We start from the raw sequence: 19,346 nt of genomic DNA, 5'->3' as shown, positions 1-19,346 counted from the left end.
CCGTCGAGCGCCGGGGTCGCCTGGAATCTCTCGGGCCTCCGCGGTCGCGCCGCGGACAACTACGGTCCATACATCGGTACCGGCCGCGCGCCGCGGCCGGCGGTCAGGAGGCTTCCCGGTACTCGGGCTCGCGGCCTTCGTCGCGATCGGCGGCCGTGTCGGCCCGGCCTTCGAGGAACGCCGAGGCCGCCGCGCGATAGGCGGTGGCCGCCGCGCCCAGGCGGTCGTAATGGATCAGCGGGACGCCCCGCGCGTAGGCCTCGCGGAACTTGACCGACGCCGGCACGACCAGGTCGTGCACGATCGGCCCGAAGTAGTTGCGGACCTCGGCCTCGATCTGCTTCGAGACCAGCGTGCGATCGACCCTCGTGATCAGCACCCCGGTGATCGCCAGCGGCCCGGCGTCGGTGAACTCCAGGCGGAACTCGCCGACCGTCCGCACCAGGTCCTCGAGCGCCCGCACGCCCGCGAGGGCGGCGACGCAGGGGTCGATGGGGATCAAGATCTCGGATACCGCATAAAGGATGGCGACGTTCAACGGCGTGAGCACCGGGCTGGTGTCGAAGATGACGACGTCGTAGCCGGCCAGGCCCTTGAGCAGCCGGCGGATCCGGAACTCGCGCCCCTGCCCCAGCCCCTGGACGCCCCCCATCTGATCCGAGCAGTTGCCCAGGCGCTGGCCCGGGGCCACCACGTCCAGGCCGGGGTACTCGGTGGCGACCGCGACGTCGGCGAGGCCCGAGCCCTCGAGCAGCGCGTCGGCCAGGCCGACCTCCGGGGCCCCTCGGGGGAAGAACCCGAGCGCCGCGTTCCCCGAGGGATCCGCGTCGACCAGCAGGACGCGGCGATCGAACTCGACGAGCGCCGCGGCCATGTTGATGGCCGTCGTGCTCTTGCCGACCCCGCCCTTGGCGTTGGTGACCGCGACGCTCCTCATGATCCCCCCTCCCCTGCCCCCGGACCGGCCGGGCGACGACGTCGCCAAAGCGGTGTCTTCCCTGGCTTTAACGGCGACGCCTTGCAACCTTGGTCCCTGGGTCGCTGGGATTCTATATCCCCAGCCGCCTGGACGCCTCGATCCCTTGGAGAATCGAAGCCTCGGCGACTCGACGTCTTGGTATATCGGCCGCTGGGAATGTCGACTTCTCGTTTCCTTGGGAACCTGACGCCTTGGCCCCTGCCCGACCCAGGTCCCCAGTCGCCAGGGTGGCTTGGCCCCGATGCGCCGAGGCGACTCGACGACGTTGGAACCCCGTCGCCCAGCATCCGAGTCGTCAAGCTCGAGGCGGAACCCAGCCTCCAAGAGACCGAGGCCCCCTCACGAACTTGAACCCTCGTCCGCTTGGTTCCTGGCGACCCTGGCGACGTGGCCCTGGCAGGACCTTGGAACCAGGGCGTCGAGGCCGTCGACGTCCCTTGGAGCCATGGTTTCGAGGGAGGCTCGAAACCCAGTCGCCGTCAGCTCCTCGTCGCCTTGGTCGCTTGGCTCCTTGACGGCCAGGCTTGCAAGCTCGCCAGGTTTATCGGTCTGTAGACGGCTTGTTCCCAAGGCGCTCTCGGGACCGAGGCGGCATCATCGCCTTGGTATCAAGAAGACCCCGCGAGCGAGGCGCCAGGTCCACCTTGGCGTCTGGGAAGCCTTGACGTCAGGGGGCCCAGGTCGTGGGGCGCCTTGGTTTCAATGTGCCAAGGCGCCCCCTGACGCTTGGCCGCTGGCGGGCCTCGGCGGCTTGAAGCCTTGAGACCGAGAAGCCTGGGGCGTCGTCCGGGTCTCGGGCCCGGGCGACGACGCGACGTCCAGGCCGCGCCGGGGCGTTCCATTCCAGACGACCCAGGGCCACCGGCGCCGAGGAGCCAAGGCGCCTGGTCGACCTGGGGACCTTGGCATCCAGGGGTCAAGCCATGTCGCGACCTGGGTCGATCGGTTCCTCGACACCCATTTCGCCAGGTCGCCAGGCGGCTGGGGATCAAGGGACCGGCGTCAGCTTGGCGCCTTGGTCCCTTGGTGAATGGTCGCTCGATGCGCCCTGGCGTATCGGCATCGAGCGAAATGGGCCGATCGACCGGATTGGTCCCAAGGATCCCGGGCGGCTGGGCGTCAAGGTGTGCAGGGAGCTGGGCGTCTTGGAAGAATCGCGACCTCGACCGAATTGGCGCCTTGAAACCTTGGCGCCTCGATGGCCAAGGTCATCGAGGAATCTTGATATCAAGTCGCTCTGACGGTCGGGGCGGGTCGACCGTCGGCCGCGCCGCCGCAAGCTCCCTCAATAAGGAGGAAGGACGGCCGCGCCTCGACCTTCAGCGGCCCCGGCGACGCCGGCCGTGGCGCGGGGCAGGGGGGGCGATGGGCTGTCTCCGGGATCGATGGGGTCTGGCTGCGAGAAGCGGGGAGGGCAGGGGAGGGGACGAAAATCGGAAAGTTCGGGACCGGAATCTTGACTTGGATGATGTGCACCATGGATGATGACAAGCATGCCCGATTCCGAACCGACCGAAGGGGTCGGGCGATCTCGGAGGGATAGGGGTGGGCGGGCGGAAAAAGGGGTCGTTTGGGAATTTGACACTGGTCGGTTGAGCCGGCATGTTTTCTCGATCCACCTCAGATTCGCTCCATGAGTCATTCGGAATGAGCCGGGCAATCCCTACCGTCGCCATAGCCGTTGCCGAGCGAAGGGCGAATCCTCAACGTGAGATTTGGAGACTTGGTCATGCGCACGGGTGCTTCGGACGTCCCCCCTCGTGGTCTTCGCAGCCGCCTTCGCCTGGACGCCCGGCTCCAGAAGGCCCGTAAGGCGCATCTCCGTCACGGCGTCCTGGAGTTCCTCGAGCCTCGGACGCTGATGGCGGTGCTGCCCGCGCCCCAGGTCGCCGGCGACGTGGCGGGGATCTCGACGACCGGCGGCAACGTGAGCAGCCCGCTGGTGGTGGTGGACCGCTACGACCCCAATCACCTGGCCTCGATCTGGGTGCGCAACGACCCCAGCCTGGCCCCGGGCAACGTGACCCTGGTCCAGGGCGCCTTTTCGAGCGACGGCGGACTCTCCTGGACGAACTTCGCCACGCTCGGCACGTCGATCGCGACCCCCCTGCAGGTCGACGCCGGGATCGCGCCCGGCCCCAACGGGTTCACGTTCTACACCCAGACGAACAACCCGCAGATCGCCTTCGACAACGCTCACAACCTGTACGTGCTGACCCAGCAGAGCAACGGGGCCAACACGTCGGGCGCCCTGCTGTTGAGGAAGTTCAACTTCTCCGGATCCAGCCCCTCCTTGGTCTCCGACCAGGTCGTCCGCCAGTACGTCACGGACGCGGTTTTCAACCCGACGCTGACGGTCGACGACAACCAGGCGCAGTTCGTCGACCCGACCAACGGCTTCGTGCAGACCGACCCCACCGCGGGCAACGTCTGGATCGGCTGGAGCACCAACGAGGCCGCGCCCACCGGCGACCTCTTCCTGCGGCCGGGGAGCACCTGGAACCCCAACTCGATCCAGGTGATCGTCTCGTCCGACGGCGGCGCCACGTTCAGCGGGGCCTCGAAGGTCAACGTGACCGGCGGCGAGAGCAGCTTCAACGCCTGGGGCCGATGGACCGGGCCGAACAGCCTCTTCGCCAACGCCACGCCCAAGATCGTCGTCGGCCAGGGCAAGGCCGCGGATCCCACGATCCCCGGGGCCGTCGGGGCGAACGCCGGCGGCGGGGCCGCGGTCGTCTGGGACAACTTCGGCCGCTTCGGCACCGACTTCGGCGACACCACGAGCGACGCGATCCAGGCGAACCAGCTCTCCAGCGGCTTCGCCTACGCCTTCAACGGCGCGACGGGGGACATCAACCAGGCGATCACCACGGCGAGCGGACCCTACACGACCCAGAACAGCTCGTTCGGCATCAACGTCCAGGTCGACCCCGCGCGGTTCAACAGCCTGTCGAAGCTGACCCTCAACATGACGGTCCAGCAGACCGACATGACCTGGCTTCAGGCGGTCCTGACCGGGCCGGCGACCGCCATCGACCCGGCGACCGGCCAGCCGATCAAGATCCTCATCTTCTCCAACGCGCAGGACGCCGCGGGCGTGACGCCCACCGGGCAGGTCCGCGGCGTCACGGGGGCCAACCTGGGGATCGTCGGCATGACCGGCAACCCGGCCTTCCCCTACGGCCTGATCGGCGGCACGTTCGACGACGACGCCGCGCGGAGCATCAACGACCGCAGCGGCGCGGCGGCCGGCTACACCAGCACCTACCGGACCGAGTCGATCGACCTGGGCCTGCCGTTCGGGGCCGACCCCGCCCTGCGCAGCCTGGAATACCTCAACAGCCTGGGGCTGACCGCCGGCCAGATCAACGGCGCCTGGACGCTGACCTTCACGGCCTTCCGCAACAACGGCACCAACCCGGGCCCCCGGCTCCTCGACCTGGGCCTGAGCGTCACCTCGGGCGCGGACGTCAACGGCCAGTCCGAGCAGGTCGCCACGACGCTCGTGCGGGGCAGCCAGAGCGGCGCGTACACCCGCGCCTCGGCCGCCGCCGGGCCCCAGGGCATCGGCCCCGCGGTCGACGCCGCGATCGACAACACGCTGGGCGACTTCAGCCCCTTCCAGGGGCGGATCTACGTCACCTTCGTCGGCTACCGCGACATCCGCACCAACGGCGTCATCAACCCGCTGGACAACACCGACATCTTCCTCGCGACCTCGGACGACGGCGGCGTGACCTGGGTCAACCAGGGCCTCGTCAACGACGACCAGGGCTCGGTCGACGGCTTCAGCGGCGCCAACCAGCTCACCAGCCAGGGCCAGATCGTGGGCCGGGCCCAGTTCCTGCCCCAGGCCGCGGTCGACCAGACGACCGGCACCCTCGTCCTGTCGTGGCGGGACGGCCGCGACGACTCGGCGCGGGCCCGCTCGGCGGTCTACGCGACGGCCAGCATCGACGGCGGCGGCTCGTTCAGCGCCCAGTCCTACGCCACCCCGACCCAGTCCTCGACCGACGCCATCACCGAATTGGAGGTGATCCTCAACCCGGCCGGCGACAACTTCAACAACGTCGACCCGGCGGCGTCGGCCTTCGGCTTCGGCTCGCAGATGGGCCTGACGGTCGGCTCGGGCCAGGTGTACTTCGCCTGGGCGGGCAACCAGAACGAGTCCCACCTCGACTCGACCCAGGCCATCCGCGGCGACACCTTCCAGGCCTTCGTCCAGCGGATGACGATCGCCGCCGGCCCGCGCGTCATCGGCAGCACCCAGGGCGTGGTCGGGCTGCCCGGCGACGCCGTCAACACGCTGAGGGCGGCCGACGGCAGCCCCGTGGCCAACGCGTTCGTGCTGACGTTCGACCGCCCGATCGACCCCGACCAGGTCCGCAATGCGGGCGACGCGACCTTCACGACCGACGACGTCTTCGTCTTCTTCCGGGGGACCGCCGTGGGCGTCGCCGCCACCCGGCTCCCGGTCCTGTCGGTCGTCCCGGTCCAGGGCAGCCGGGTCGGGCGGTTCGGCTACACCCAGTTCACGGTCACCTTCGACCCCTGGAACGGGGGCTCGCCGGGGGACTTCACCAACCTCGTCGGCACCTACAGCTACCTGCTCGGGCCCGCGATCACCGACCAGGTCCGCGTCGTCACCAGCGGCGGGACCCGCCGCGGCAACGCGATGGACGAGAACGCCAACGGCGTCGCCGGCGAGGACCCGATCGGCTCCGGCTACACCGGCACCACGCCCGGCGACGCCTACGCCACGCCCACGCCGTCCCTCCGGTTCCAGACCTGGGGGCCCACGGCGCGGGAGATCCTCCAGCCGCCGTTCGACACCACGACCCTGCCGCTGATCGTCCCCGGCGCCCACGTGATCGCCACCTCGGCCCCCGGGAGCACCGGGAGCGACAACCTGCTGCTCGACGGCACGACCAGCTCGCTCAACGTGCGGTTCGACCGCGACATCCAGGTGGGCAGCGTCACGGCGGCCGACGTGCTCCAGATCATGGGGCCGACCGGGTCGCTGATGGGCCCGCAGTACTTCGCCTCCGACAAGGTGGGCCAGGCGATCCCCGCGCCCACCTCGGCGACCACGCCGGGCATCCTGTCGTCCTCGCTGACCGTGCCCAGCTACGACGGCACGTTCACGGCGGCCGACGTCACGCTGACGCTCAACCTCACCTTCGCGCTCGACTCCAACCTGACGCTCGACCTGACCTCGCCGGCCGGCACCAAGCTGAACCTGTTCACCGGGGCCGGCGGCAACGCCGCCGGGGCGAACTTCGTCAACACGACCTTCTCCGACGCCGCCGCCACGACGATCGGCGCGGGCGTCGCCCCCTACACCGGGACGTTCCGCCCGGCCGGGGCCGGCGGCATGGCGGTCTTCGACGGCCAGTCGATCCAGGGGCAGTGGACGCTCACGGTCACGAACGTCCGGACCGGCGCGGTCGGCGTGCTCAACGACTGGTCGCTGAACGTCACGCCGGTGATCTCGGTGCGGGCCGTCAACCCGTCGGGGCTCTACGCCCGGGAATTCGCGGTCGACTTCCCCAAGCAGAGCCTGAGCGGCACCTACACGGTCCAGCTCGCCTCGGCGATCCTCGACCGCTACAACCAGGCGATCGACACCAACCTCAACGCCGGGCTCGACGTGCTCCGCGGCGAGGCGGCGAACGTCCCCACGACTTCGGTCACGTTCAACAGCGGGACGGTCAACCAGCCCCTGATCAACAACCGGATCACCTCGACGATCAACGTCACCGACAGCTTCCCGATCCAGGCCGTGAGCGCCACCTCGGGGATCACGGGCCTGCGGCTGCGGCTCAGCCTGGCGACGGCCAACGTGGCCCCGCTGACGGCCACGCTGACCAACGGGACGAAGACGGTCACGCTCTTCGCCAACCTGGTGCAGGGCCCCAACGGCGGCGGGTTCGTCGACGCCATCTTCGACGACGCGGCCCCGACGCCCATCAGCCAGAGCTCGCCGCCGTACTCGGGCGCGTCGTTCAACCCCCTGCGGTCGCTGCTCAACCCGACGAACGGCTTCCTCGACGCGCCGTCGGGCGGGACGTGGCAGCTGACGATCACCAGCACCGGCGGGGCCGCGGCCACGCTCAACAGCTGGTCGCTCCTCTTCGAGAAGCCGCTGCCGACCTCGGGCCTGGGCGAGCCGGTCGCCGACCGCACCGGCGGCAGCTTCCGGATCTTCCAGACCGACGCCTCCAACGCCCTCTCGCGGAACACCTGGACCTCGGTCGGCCCGGCCCCGGTCTCGGGCTCGAGCGGCCGCATCGGCGCCATGGCGCAGGACACGTCGGACCCCACCGGCAACACCTTCTTCATCGGCGGGGCCAGCGGCGGCGTCTGGAAGACGACCAACTTCCTCACCACCGACCCCCAGGGCCCGACCTACATCCCCCTGACCGACTTCGGCCCCAGCAACGGCCTGAACATCGGCGGGATCGCCGTCTTCGCCCGCAACAACGACCCCAACCAGTCGATCGTGATCGCCTCCACCGGCGAGGGCGACTCGGGCAGCCAGGGCGTCGGCTTCCTGATCTCCAAGGACGGCGGGGCCACCTGGCGGCTCTATGACAGCTCCACCAACGTCGACGCCGCCGGCGCCCCGCTGCCGATCGCCTCGACGGCCCGCGACCGGATCTTCGTGGGGACGACGACCTTCAAGGTCGTGGTCGACCCCAAGGCCACGCTCCAGAACCAGGTCATCATCTACGCCGCGGTGAGCGGGACCAACGGCGGCCTCTGGCGCAGCCTCGACACCGGCGACCACTGGCAGCTCATGAAGGCCGGCAACGCCACCGACGTCGTGCTCGACCCCACGAGCGACACCGGCGGCGGCACCGACCCCAACCTGCAGGTCCTCTACGCGGCCTTCCGGGGCGACGGCGTCTACATCAGCCCCAACCGCGGCCAGGTCTGGAACATCCTCGCCGGCGGCGTGGGCAACCCGCTGGTCGTCGACACGTTCGACCGCAGGAGCGTGGCCGTCGCCAACCCCGGCGTGAACCCCAACGGGGCCCACGGCCGGATCGCCCTGGTCAAGCCCGACCTCACCGGCGTCCCGCTCGCCGACCAGCTCTACGCCGGCTGGCTGTACGCCGCGGTCGCCAACACCGACGGCAGCCTCTTCGGCCTGTTCATGACCAAGGACTTCGGCGCGAACTGGGTGCAGGTCCGGATCCCGACCGAGCCCCCGCTCGGCAACTTCACCCCCTCGATCCCCAGCAACGACGTCACCCTCAACGACTACACGGTCACCAACGGCGACGGCAACTTCGCCCTGTCGCTGGCCGTCGACCCGACGAACCCCAACGTCGTCTACCTGGGCGGCTTCCACGCCCCCGCCACCGGCACCGGCATGATCCGGGTCGACGCCACCAAGATCTGGGACGCCTACAACCTGACCCTCTTCTCGTCGGTCTCGAAGGACGGCCTGACCGACTGGAGCTCGACCGGCCCGGTCACGATCGGCAACATCCTCGACGGCTTCGCGACCCAGGGCGACTTCCTGAACTACATCCGCGACCCCGGCAACCCGTTCAACGCCGACGCCACCCGGTTCGTCCGCAACCTGGTCCAGTTCACGAACAACGGCTTCGGGACCGAGTGGATCCCGTTCGACGCCCCCATCAGCGGGGGCGGGACCGCGCCGGACTACCACCGGCTGATCACGATGATCGACCCGACGTCCGGCCTCACCCGGCTGGTCTACGGCACCAACCGGGGCGTCTGGTCGGTGCTCGACGACGACGGCAAGCAGCTGATCGGGACCAGCGTGGGGACCACGCCGACCCCCGGCGGCGACCGCAACGGCAACCTCCAGATCACCCAGTTCTACTACGGCGCCGTCCAGCCCAACAACGTGGGCGCGGCCGTCAGCCGCGACCAGGCCCTCTTCTACGGCAGCAGCAACGACCAGGGCCAGTTCTCGGACGGGAACATCCTGAACAACGGCGACCTGCTCTGGTTCCCGACCTTCGAGGGGACCAGCTCGGGCGGCGTCGCCGTCGACCCCCAGGGCTTCGGGACGGTCTACCAGGCGTTCGCCCCGGGCTCGATGTCGGTCAACCAGGGGACGACCTTCTACCGGGTCAACCACATCGGCCGGACGTTCGGCCTGATCCAGTCGAGCAGCGGCAGCTCGGACGTCCCCGACCCCCAGTGGGGCCCCGGCCCCGGGGCGACCTTCGCGGTCAACTCGCTGTCCGGCCAGCAGATCATGATCAGCTCGTCGACCGGGCGGATCTTCTCGACCACGAACCAGGGCGGCACCTGGTTCGAGATCGGGGCCCCGACGGTCTTCGGCAGCCCGACGGGGTACAGCCAGGCCCTGGCCTACGGCGCCCCCGACCCGGCCGCGCCCGGCGGCATCGGCAACCTCGGCAACTTCATGTACGTCGGCACCAACACCGGCCGGGTCTTCCTCACGAGGACCGGCGGCGGCGGCACCCAGAACTCGTGGCAGGAGGCCTCGACGGGCCTCGACGGCTCGTCCGTGCTGCGGATCATCCCCAGCCCGGTCCGGGGCAGCCACGCCGCCTACGCCGTCACCTCGACGGGCGTCTTCTTCATCAGGGACTCGGTCGCGGCCGGGGCCTCGTGGGTCAACGTCACGGGCAACCTCCGCAACCTGTCGTACACGATCTTCGGGCAGAACTACAACCAGAACACCGACCCCAACGGCATCAAGCTCAGCCAGTCGCTGTCGCTCTCGGCGATGGTCGTCGACTGGCGGTACTCGATCCCCAACGCGACGGCCGACCCGGTCGGCGCGGGCCTGCACCCGGTCCTCTACGTCTCGGGCGACACGGGCGTCTTCCGCTCGCTCGACAACGGCGTGACCTGGAGCCTGTACCCCAACCAGGACGTCGACGGCGCCCCCATCCTGGGGGGCTACCTGCCCCGGACCGAGGCCACCGACCTCGACCTGTCGCTGGGGGCGATCAACCCCGCCACCGGCGTCCCCAACCTGCTGGGCCCGCTCGACCCCTACTCGGCGACGGCCCAGGGCGACCCCGACCTGCTGCTGGCCTCGACCTGGGGCCGGGGCATGTTCAGCATCAAGATGGCCCCGCTGACGATCCCCGGGACGGTGCGGGTCGCCGCGGCCGACACCAACGGCACGGCCCCCGACGGCACGCCGATCGTCACGACCTCCCAGTTCCGCGTCTCGGGCCTGAGCATGACGTCCGGGTTCAACAACGCGACCCGGATCACCATCTACGACCAGACCGACGGCAAGATCATCGGCGGCTTCGACATCGCCCGCCCGGGCACCGACCCGACCACCAACCCGCCGGGCACCAACGTCCCGGCCAACTGGACCGACAGCTTCGGCAACTTCACGATCCAGGTCGGAGCGGGCCTGCTCCCCAGCAACGGCCTGAAGGTCCTCAAGATCTACGCGACCGACGACGCCGGGGCGGTCGGCAACCCGATCACCCTGAGCATCACGGTCGACGCCGACGACCTGGGGAACTCGACGGTCCCCGCCGACCCCTCGCTGGCCCTGCGGGCCTCCGACAACACCGGCCTGGTGCCGGCGCAGAACTACACCAACCACCCCAACCCCGGGTTCGTCGGGACCACCACCGCCGGGGCCGCGGTCGAGCTGTACCTGCTGGGCGCCGGCGGCACGTTCGCCCCGTTCTCGCCGCCGGTCACCACCATCGCCGACGCCTCGGGCGGGTTCACGCTCCTCCTGCCCACGCTGGGCGACGGGACCTACACCGTCGTGGCCGTCGCCTCCAACGCGGCCGGCCTGGCGGCGCATCCCAGCCCGCAGGTGACGGTCCGCGTCAAGACCCAGGGTCCCACGGCGGCCCCGAGCCTGACGTTGAACCCGAACTACGACTCGGGGATCGTCGGCGACAACATCACCAACGTCCGCAAGCCGGTCTTCAACGGGACCGTCGGGGCGACGAACGCGGGGTCGATCATCCGGATCTACCAGGCCCCGCTCACCAACCCCGCCGGGCCGATCCTGGCCCAGACCACGGCCGACGCCTCGGGCAACTTCGCGGTGCAGCTCCCCCTGGCGCTGAACAACGGCCTGATCGGGCTGACCGCGACCGCCGTCGACCCCGCCGGCAACGTCGCGCCCGGCAGCAGCCCCACGCTGGCGATGACCATCGTGACGACCGGGCTGGACTACAGCGGCAGCGCCCTCGACCTGGGGGGCTCCTCGAGCCTCTCGCAGTCGCAGAGCATGCTCTACCTGCGCAACGACGGCGTCGGCTTCGGCCAGTGGTTCACCCACTACACGCCGCCGTCGTTCGTCCCCATCTGGTTCCCCAACGGGGCCAGCGTCGGCTCCGCGGGCGACATCCCGCTGGCCGGCGACTTCGACGCCGACGGCAAGAACGACCTGGCCGCCTTCCGCTCGGCGGACGCCAGCTGGGTCGTCTGGCGGTCGACCCAGGGGGGCCTGACCTTCAAGTTCGGGACGGGCGGCTCCAGCGTGCCGATCGTGGGCAACTTCGACGGCCCCGGGGCGACCCAGTACGGCGTCTACGACCTGGTCAACGGCACGACCGGCGTCTGGACCCTGACCACCCCGTCGGGCTCGATCCGCTCGTTCGGCTTCGGGGTCGCCGGCGACGTCCCCCTGGTCGGCGACTTCCTCGGGCTTGGCTACGACCAGCCCACCGTCTACCGCCCCAGCACCGGCCAGTTCCTGACCTACTCGCTGGCCGGCGGGACCTTCGACGTCGTCGCCACGCTCCCCGCCAACCAGATCCCGGTCCCCGGCAAGTACGACAACCTGTACTTCCACGACAACGGGCTGGCGTACAAGACGATCCCCGCGGTCTTCGACCCGACCCTGGGCGTCTTCACGATCGCCCGGCCGGCCGGATCGCAGTTCCCGACCCAGGTCGTCTTCCAGGGCGGCGACATCCCGGTGCCCGCCGACTACGCCGGCGTGGGCTGGGACCTGCCCGCCGTCTACCGCCCGACCACGGGCCAGTTCCTGGTGAAGATGGTGCAGACCCTGCCCAACGGGGCCGACGCCGAGGTCACCAGCTTCCCCGGGGCCGTCGGGGCCCCCGTCGTCCCGGTCGGCGCCCCGCTGGCCTACCGGACGCTGACCACCTCCAGCCTGATCGCCGGGGCGCTCCCCTCGGCCCAGACGAGGGGCTTCGCCTCGGCCTCGGCCACGGCCGGGCCCGCCCGGTCCGACGTCGCCGGCTCGACGACGACCACCACGACGTCGACCACGACCACGACCGGCGCCGCGACGACCGCCCCCGCGGCGACCGTCGCCCGCGCCGCGACCTCGGCCGCGACCCCGGTCAACCAGGAGACGGTCTCGACGCTGCCGTCGCTCTCGCTGTCCGGCTCGAACGCCTCGGGGGCCCGCCAGCCCTGGTTCGACGGGGCGGCCGCCCCGGGGACGAAGGTCGACCTGTACCTCGGCGGGACCGGCGTGATGGGGTCGAAGAAGGTCGGCACGGCCGTGGCCGACGCGGCCGGCCGCTACGCCTTCCAGCTCCCGGCGGGGGCCCGCAACGGCTCCTACACGCTGACCGCCCGGGCGGCCGGGGCCGACGGCTCGTCGACCCCCATCGCCGCCGCGACCTTCCAGCTCGCCCCCGCCGCCAAGGTCCGCACGCCCGTCCGGGGCCGGTTCGCCCGGGCGACCGGGGCCGCGATCCGGGCCAAGGCGACCCCCGCGGCGGCCTCGGCCGGCCCGCAGGCCGTCGCCCAGACGGTCGTCGCCGTCAACCCCGCGGCCGTCACGGCCGCCCCGCTGACCTCCGACGCCTTCAGCCGGGCGATCCAGTCGCTCGACGAGAGCCGCCTGGGGACGTCGCGGAAGCGGCCGGTCTGACCGCCGCCTCGTCCGATCCGACCCCCTGATCCCACAGGCCCGAGGGACGCCCGCCGCGTTCCCTCGGGCCTGTCTTTTGCTGCTCCCTCACCACCCGCAGCCGGATCGCGGCGAAGTCCGCGGCCGTGTGTTCCGGCTCGACCATCGGGGCCGGCGCGACCGGCCGTCGCCTGGCTTCGATTCGGCTTCCTTCGGGGATCGCGGGGACCGGTGAGGCGATCATAACACGATTCACCGAAACGGGTTCGGCCGCTGCTGGCTTGGGTTCGGTCGTCGTCGTTTTTTTCGCCGCCGCCGCCGGGGCCGGCTTCGGGATCGGGCTCGGCTTGGGGGCCGGCGTCGGCTTCGCCTTCGACTTCGGCTCGGGCTTGGCGGACTCCTTGCGGAGCTTGCTCAGGGTCTCGATGGTCTTGATCAGCTCGCGGCCCCGGACCGCCTGGTACCGCCGCAGCCGCTCGGAGCCGTCGCCGGCCGAGAACGAGGCCTGCTCGGCCGCCTCGGTCGCGTCCTCGCCCTCCACGACGTCGAGGTCGACGATCAGCGCTTCGAGGCGGTCGATCTCGCGCTGGGCGACGCCGCGCAGCAGCGCGACGGCCGCGTCGGCGTCGGCCGGCCGGGTGACCAGCTCGCGCCAGAGCCGCCAGGCGCTGAAGGCGGGATCCTCGTAGGGGGTCGTCTCCTGCACCTTCTTCCAGAACCGCACGCCCCAGCCTTCTTCGATGACTTCCCAGGCCAGGAAGATCTCGTTCAGCTCGGCGTCGTCGATCGCGTCGAACGGCTGTTTGCCCAGGAGCCGGACGAACTTGAACTGGTCCTGGTACGTCCACAGCTCGTCCGAGATGATCAGGCAGCGGACCTCGACCCAGCGGTCGAGCAGCCAGCGCGCGCCCTCGGGCGTCTCCTCGAGCGCGGCGACGAACGCGGCGGGGTCGTCGGCCCAGTCCGGCCCCGAGCCCGGCAGCAGCCGCTTGCCGGTCAGGTAGAGCAGCTTGCGGCCCAGCCCGCAGGCCTTCGCCGTGCCCCTCGCCCGCGAGTGCAGCAGCGCCTGGCGCACGCGTCGCGAGAGCAGGGCGGTCTCGTGCCGCTCGGCGCGGTCGAGCGACCAGGCGATCTTCGCCCCCCGGACGACCAGGTCGCGCTCGACGGCGTTGGTCGGCTTGTAGTCGTCGAGCCATTCCTGGATCCGCGCCTGCAGCTCCCCCGCATCCTCCTGCGGCAGGACCGGGTCGACCCTGCGGGCGCGGAACCCGTGCTTCAGGGCGTTGAGCCGCGACCGGGCCTTGCCGGCGTCGGTGCGAGGCCCGGTCGATTTCTTGGCGTTGGCGCGATTGGCCTGGATCTGGGCCTCGGTGGCCATGCGGAGCGTCTCCTCGGTGGGCGTCGATGGAAGCCTCTACCGAAGAACATGGATCGAGTTGCGCGAATTCGGAGCGCCCCGGGCCGGGAATCGCGCCAACGAACCCATCGACGGAGGCCGAGGGCCGGCTTCCTCAGGCGTCAATCGGGCTCGAGGGTTCAGGATTCGAGCAACGCGCCCAGGCCGCGGGCGGCGTGCAGCACGCGGACGATCTCGACGACGTCGTCGGCGACACGATGAAGGCCGGATGATTGCGGAATCCTTTGATCCGCCAGATCCGCAGGTCGGCCGGGCGTGGGTCGACCGATTCCCATCTCCGGCCCATGCCCGGCATCGGGGCGATCCGGGCGAACGCGACGTCGGCGGCCGCGAGGAAACGCAGGGCCAGGTCGATGTCCGCTTCCTCCATCAGATACGCCGCCTGGTCGTCGATGTCGCGGTCGGCGGCCGGGGCGACGCGATGGCTTCGCGTCATTGGGGGCGGGCGGTTCGATTCACCCGCTCGACGAGCCGCCGCTTCTTCTGCTCCCAATACTCGGCGGTGACGGCGATGGGCCGACCGGAATCCAGCCCTTCCAGCAGGGGGGCGTCGATGCGCTCTTCCGCCTCCCCCTCCTGGTCGGCACGGATCAACTCACGGATATATTCGCTCACGATGCTGTATCCGCCTTCATCCTCCCTCGTCCCACACGTCATGGCAATTCTTGTCAATCCATGGTCAAAACAAGAATGGATGGAGTTTCGAGCATTTTAGGTGGAAATAATCCCCTTTATCTCATCTTCGGAAGCTTTCGACGAGGTGGCGGGATTATGGCTACAAGTACTGGACATAAAGGGCGTCACGTCCGGTGATCGGGCGGGGGGCAGGGGGCTCATTCAGTGCTTGCCAAAATCACGTTGCCATGACAATATAGCTAGACTAGCTAGATTTAATGGAGGTGTTCGATGACCTGGAATCTCGCCGACGCGAAGAACCGCTTGTCAGAGGTCGTGAACCTCGCCCTCTCCGAAGGCCCGCAGACCATCACCCGGCGGAAAGACGCCGTGGTCGTCATCTCGGCCGAGACGTACGCGGAGCTGACCGGGCGGCGTCAGAGCTTCAAAGCCTTCCTCATGGGCGGGCCGTCCCTCGAGGGGCTCGGCCTGGAACGCGACAAGAGCCCCATGCGAGACGTCGAGCTGTGAAGGTGCTCCTCGATACCTGCACCATGGCCGAGTTGCGGAAGCCCAAGCCCCATGCGGCGGTGGTCGCGGCCGTCTCGGCGATTCTCGACGAGAGGCTTTTCCTGAGCGTCGTCTCGGTGGGCGAAATCGTCAAAGGCATCGGCCTGCTCGCGGCCGGGAAGAAGCGAAATGAGCTGACCGGGTGGCTCGCCGCCCTGGAGGGTCAGTTCTCCGAACGCATCCTTCCCATCGACGTCGAAACCGGCAGGATTTGGGGCGAGCTGACGGCACGCGCCCAGAAGAAGGGGCTCGTCGTGCATGCGGCCGACGGGCTCATCGCGGCCACCGCCCTTCGCCACGGCCTGCACGTCATGACCAGGAACGAGGGCGATTTCAAAGCGAGCGGTGCCCGCATCGTCAACCCGTGGCAGGACGGCTTGGGTCTTGTACGGAGGTAGGGAATGCCTGAATCCACGACCCACTCCGCTCGCCCGTCCCTGACGCTCGACGTCCCCGAGGCCGATGTCGTCCTCTACCCGTCCTTCTTCTCCACAGCCCAGGCCGACCGGCTCCTCCAGCAGCTCGTCGAGACGACGCGATGGCGGCAGGACTCGATGAAGATGTTCGGCGAGCTGAAGCCGTTGCCCCGCCTCACGGCATGGTACGGCGACGCAGGGGCTCGCTACGTCTACTCGGGCATCGTGAACGAGCCCCTGCCCTGGACGACGGCCCTCGTCGAGGTCAAGGACGCCGTGGAATCCGCTTCCGGCGTGGCCTTCAACGGCGTCCTCCTCAACCGCTATCGAGACGGCCGGGACGGCATGGGCTGGCACGCGGACGACGAGCCCGAGTTCGGCGAGGACCCCGTCATCGCCTCGGTCAGCTTCGGCGGGACGCGGAACTTCCAGCTCAAGCACAAGCGTCGGAAGGAGCTGAAGGCGAACGTCGAACTGACGCACGGCAGCCTCCTCGTCATGCGGGGCGGGACGCAGGCGAACTGGCTGCACCAGATTCCGAAGACGGCGAAGCCCGTGGGAGAGAGGTTGAACCTCACGTTTCGGCGTCTCGTAGTCCTGGACGAATGACTCGATTCGGACTCTGAAAACGCATTCTCCGAGACGGCCAGTCATGCAGGAAAAAGGGGTTGTCCTGCACAAACTCCCGGACTGCTCGGCCGGCGGAAGAGGGAATTATCTCCGGCAAACGAGCGTCCCGAAACCCGACGCGGTCGGCCGGTTTCGGGACTTTGATTTCGAGACGGGATGTCGGGCGAGCGTTCGGGGCCTGCGGCCTGGCCAGCCGGCCAAGTCTCAATAACGGGCGTTTTTGAGACGGTCTAGCCGGCCGTCGCGAGAGGCGGCATTGGCCCCGTGCAAGTTGGGGTATGCTCGTAACGTCAGTGCGGTTCACCACGCCGAATTTCGGGCATCATCGGGCTGCCTCGGCGGTCTGGTCTGTTGGCCTCGGATTTAAGTCACAATCAATACATCCACATCTGTAATTTCATGGATTTTATCAGGGGAGACACCGTGATAAACTGCACCTTTACGGGATGGTTCTGGCGGTTGACCATCACACTGGTCATCCCCCCTTTAGTCACACTCGCAACTTTCTTCACCGGGCTTGCCGTGGGATGGATAAGAACCGACTTCTACCAGCTTCGCTTCTTGGTCCAGATTTTGATGATGGGCCCGATTGCCATTGCGCTCGGCTCTCTTGCGACCACCATTTTGAGCCACTACCTTCTCGGGGCCTCCTGGAATCTGTCCCAGGATAACTCCGCTCCGAGACGGCTATGGGTGACCGTGGTGGTGCACATAGCGAACCTCGTGGCGATTTTCCTCGTCCTGTCGCAAGCCATTCAACGTTGGGGTGGGTGGGGCAGTTAGGGTCTGACCTGCCCGCATGCCCGGTGCCCCCTGCGGGGGGCCCATTCTCTGCTGTGAATATGGCGGATTCGTGCGGCACCGTATTTGGCACGCCCGGCGGCCCCTGCGACGCCACGGATGGGCGACAGGACCACGCGATGCCGAGATGGTCTGTGTCAAAAACGAGCGTTTTTGAGACAGCCTATAGGGCAGGATGAAGGGGTCATCCTGCACAAACTCGGGCGACTGAAGACGGGCTGCCAGGGCGAGCCGGATTGGGGGTTGAGGAACCGTCGGTCACCAAGGTTCGCCATTGCCGAACGACCAATCCTCGCGTCCGACGAACACCAAGCTGATGAAAACATCCTCACGTCGCACGCCGAGCCGTCGGTTCAGTTCGTCGGCCGTGTGCCGGAAGAAAGCAAGCTTCTGTTCTTTCGTATTTCCGACGGTGCTGGTCACCTGGATGTAGATGAGGTCCGGCGTTCGCTCGACGCCGAGAAAGTGCGGGTCGAAGACGAAGTTCTCCGGTGCGTGCTCGCCGATGACGATGAATCGGTCGCCCTCCGGTGCCTTCAGAGTCCCGACGATTCCCTCGTACACGACATCGGCCACGGTGGCTCGATAATCGGCAGGTTTCCCTTCAACCAGGTCGATGCGTGCAAACGGCATGAATTGGCGTCCTTGGATAGGGTCTGTCCGGGCTGCCTTCGAGTATAGCAGTGGCCGTCGAGTTCAATGGAACATAAAGGGCGTTACGCGATGCTGCGTGGAGACGGCGGCCATAGTGGCGGCGAAGAACTCCAGATACCGCTTACCCGCCCGTTCACTCGCGTCGCCGACGATGGCGGGCAGGATCGGCCCGTGGGCGTGCGATAAGCCGCCGTTCGGCTCGTGGGGAAACAGCGTCCGGCGCGGCGACGGGATGACGCCGGATCAACCCCCCTCGTAGAACCGCCCGAGCTGGTCGGCCCGCTTGCGGACGAGGTCCGACTTCATGGGCTCGTAGGCGAGGATCTCCCGGCCTTCCTTGCGGATCACGATGCGGTAGGGCTGGGCGAGGACCTGGGTCAGGTGGTGGAGGGCGAGGGATTCGGCGAGGTCGTCGTGCCAGTTGCTGCTGCCGTAGAGCGACGCGAAGGGCGTCCGGAGCAGGGCGGCGTAGACGGCTTCGGCCTGGTCGACGGGGAGCATCTCGCCTTCGCGGCGGAACGCGATGCGTTGCAGCAGCGGGTCGCGATAGGCGGGGCGGGGGGTCAGGCGGTCGCTCCAGACGCCCTCGGTGAACGGGGTGGCGGGCGGGGCGCCGGGGCGCGGGGAGGGCGTGAGGCCGAGGGTGGAGTCGACGACGTGCGTCCCCTCGTGGAGGAGGACGTAGACGATCGCGTCGAGCGTCCCGGCCTCGACGGTCACGCTCAGGGGCGAGCCGGCGGCGTCGAAGCAGGTCCGCTCCTTCTGGGTGAGCCACGTGGAGACGTCCTCGCCGAGGACGCCGGCCCGGATCGTGAGGTCGCACAGGCGGTAAGGCTCGTCCGGGTTCACCGTCGAGGTGAGCGCGGTGTTGGGCATGCCGTCGAGGAAGCTCACGGAACGCAGCCGCTCGCCCAGGATCCGCCGGTGCAGGGGGGGCAGGGCCGCGAACGCCGCCGACAGCTTGCGACGCTCCGCGTCGGTCAGGGCGTGCGCGGTCGGCGCGGGGCCGCCGAGTTCCCGGAACATCGCCAGGACCGTCGCGGGCGTCTCTCCGACTCGCGCATCGAGCGGCGACGCCGGGTCGAGCCCGTGGCGACGGAGCGCATCGGCCCGCTGCTCGGCCGTCGGAGCCTCGTCGACCCGACCCGTCGCGGGCGATCCGGCGACGATCGCGAGCAGACCGCCGATGACGAACGAGGTCCCGCGCACGGTGAATCCTCCTGAAGCGGCCCGCCCGCTCAAGCGTCCTGGATGCATCGGACGTTCACGCGCCGTCGCTTCGGAACGATGCTAGCCGCTGCGCGGCGGGGCTCGCAAGGGTGACGGGCGGGGCCGCGCGGCGTGTAGAATGCCGGTCGAGCCGACGTCCGTCGATCCTGCGGGAGGGGCCCTCTCGCGCAGGTCCGCCGCGACGCGGGTCCCGGAGGGCCGGCG

General features: G+C 69.2%; 11 protein-coding genes. 5 read left to right on the top strand and 6 right to left on the bottom strand.

The features are described from left to right. Nucleotides 1-103: 103 nt before the first annotated feature. Nucleotides 104-937: a ParA family protein gene (locus PZE19_RS30465; protein ID WP_277864438.1), complete on the bottom strand. Its 834-nt coding sequence runs from the start codon at nt 935-937 to the stop codon at nt 104-106. 1,771 nt (nt 938-2,708) lie between these two features. Between PZE19_RS30465 and PZE19_RS30460 the strand changes: the two genes are divergently transcribed. Beyond that, on the top strand, nt 2,709-12,830 hold the full coding sequence (locus PZE19_RS30460) for an Ig-like domain-containing protein (protein WP_277864437.1): 10,122 nt from the start codon (nt 2,709-2,711) through the stop codon (nt 12,828-12,830). Here PZE19_RS30460 and PZE19_RS30455 read toward each other — a convergent pair. The 3 genes from PZE19_RS30455 to PZE19_RS30445 form a co-directional block, all read right to left on the bottom strand. Beyond that, nucleotides 12,766-14,187, bottom strand: coding sequence for a hypothetical protein (locus PZE19_RS30455; protein ID WP_277864436.1), 1,422 nt, complete (start codon nt 14,185-14,187; stop codon nt 12,766-12,768). The genes PZE19_RS30460 and PZE19_RS30455 overlap by 65 nt on opposite strands. Nucleotides 14,188-14,320: 133 nt before the next feature. Then, nucleotides 14,321-14,662 (bottom strand): type II toxin-antitoxin system RelE/ParE family toxin, encoded by a 342-nt coding sequence (locus tag PZE19_RS30450; protein ID WP_277864435.1) that lies wholly within the window; start codon nt 14,660-14,662, stop codon nt 14,321-14,323. Beyond that, nucleotides 14,659-14,841, bottom strand: coding sequence for a ribbon-helix-helix domain-containing protein (locus PZE19_RS30445; protein WP_277864434.1), 183 nt, complete (start codon nt 14,839-14,841; stop codon nt 14,659-14,661). The genes PZE19_RS30450 and PZE19_RS30445 overlap by 4 nt, the downstream gene beginning before the upstream one ends. A gap of 291 nt (nt 14,842-15,132) precedes the next feature. On the opposite strand from PZE19_RS30445, the gene PZE19_RS30440 reads away from it, so the two are divergent. The 4 genes from PZE19_RS30440 to PZE19_RS30425 all read left to right on the top strand — a co-directional run bounded on the left by PZE19_RS30440 (nt 15,133) and on the right by PZE19_RS30425 (nt 17,240). Next, nucleotides 15,133-15,372 carry a type II toxin-antitoxin system prevent-host-death family antitoxin gene (locus tag PZE19_RS30440; protein WP_277864433.1) on the top strand — a complete coding sequence of 80 codons (240 nt, stop codon included), beginning with the start codon at nt 15,133-15,135 and terminating at the stop codon, nt 15,370-15,372. Next, nucleotides 15,369-15,809 carry a type II toxin-antitoxin system VapC family toxin gene (locus PZE19_RS30435; RefSeq protein ID WP_277864432.1) on the top strand — a complete coding sequence of 147 codons (441 nt, stop codon included), beginning with the start codon at nt 15,369-15,371 and terminating at the stop codon, nt 15,807-15,809. Before PZE19_RS30440 ends, PZE19_RS30435 begins: the two co-directional genes overlap by 4 nt. A gap of 3 nt (nt 15,810-15,812) precedes the next feature. Then, nucleotides 15,813-16,436 carry an alpha-ketoglutarate-dependent dioxygenase AlkB family protein gene (locus PZE19_RS30430; RefSeq protein ID WP_277864431.1) on the top strand — a complete coding sequence of 208 codons (624 nt, stop codon included), beginning with the start codon at nt 15,813-15,815 and terminating at the stop codon, nt 16,434-16,436. A 480-nt stretch (nt 16,437-16,916) separates the two neighbouring features. Continuing rightward, a complete protein-coding gene (locus PZE19_RS30425) occupies nt 16,917-17,240 on the top strand; it encodes a hypothetical protein (protein ID WP_277864430.1) in 324 nt (107 codons plus the stop codon). Between the two features lie 276 nt (nt 17,241-17,516). On the opposite strand, the gene PZE19_RS30420 is transcribed toward PZE19_RS30425, so the two are convergent. After that, nucleotides 17,517-17,891: a tautomerase family protein gene (locus PZE19_RS30420; protein ID WP_277864429.1), complete on the bottom strand. Its 375-nt coding sequence runs from the start codon at nt 17,889-17,891 to the stop codon at nt 17,517-17,519. 264 nt (nt 17,892-18,155) lie between these two features. Then, nucleotides 18,156-19,121: a hypothetical protein gene (locus PZE19_RS30415; RefSeq protein WP_277864428.1), complete on the bottom strand. Its 966-nt coding sequence runs from the start codon at nt 19,119-19,121 to the stop codon at nt 18,156-18,158. Nucleotides 19,122-19,346: the final 225 nt, after the last annotated feature.

This window comes from Paludisphaera mucosa, assembly GCF_029589435.1.
GTDB classification, from domain to species: domain Bacteria; phylum Planctomycetota; class Planctomycetia; order Isosphaerales; family Isosphaeraceae; genus Paludisphaera; species Paludisphaera mucosa.
Note: the sequence above shows the minus strand (reverse complement) of the source record. Positions and strands in the feature narration are given on the sequence as shown.

What these genes read in the sequence shown, in the direction of transcription:
- PZE19_RS30465 (WP_277864438.1), bottom strand. Translation starts at nt 937, where the DNA reads ATGAGGAGCGTCGCGGTCACCAACGCCAAGGGCGGGGTCGGCAAGAGC.
- PZE19_RS30460 (WP_277864437.1), top strand. Translation starts at nt 2,709, where the DNA reads ATGCGCACGGGTGCTTCGGACGTCCCCCCTCGTGGTCTTCGCAGCCGC.
- PZE19_RS30455 (WP_277864436.1), bottom strand. Translation starts at nt 14,187, where the DNA reads ATGGCCACCGAGGCCCAGATCCAGGCCAATCGCGCCAACGCCAAGAAA.
- PZE19_RS30450 (WP_277864435.1), bottom strand. Translation starts at nt 14,662, where the DNA reads ATGACGCGAAGCCATCGCGTCGCCCCGGCCGCCGACCGCGACATCGAC.
- PZE19_RS30440 (WP_277864433.1), top strand. Translation starts at nt 15,133, where the DNA reads ATGACCTGGAATCTCGCCGACGCGAAGAACCGCTTGTCAGAGGTCGTG.
- PZE19_RS30430 (WP_277864431.1), top strand. Translation starts at nt 15,813, where the DNA reads ATGCCTGAATCCACGACCCACTCCGCTCGCCCGTCCCTGACGCTCGAC.
- PZE19_RS30420 (WP_277864429.1), bottom strand. Translation starts at nt 17,891, where the DNA reads ATGCCGTTTGCACGCATCGACCTGGTTGAAGGGAAACCTGCCGATTAT.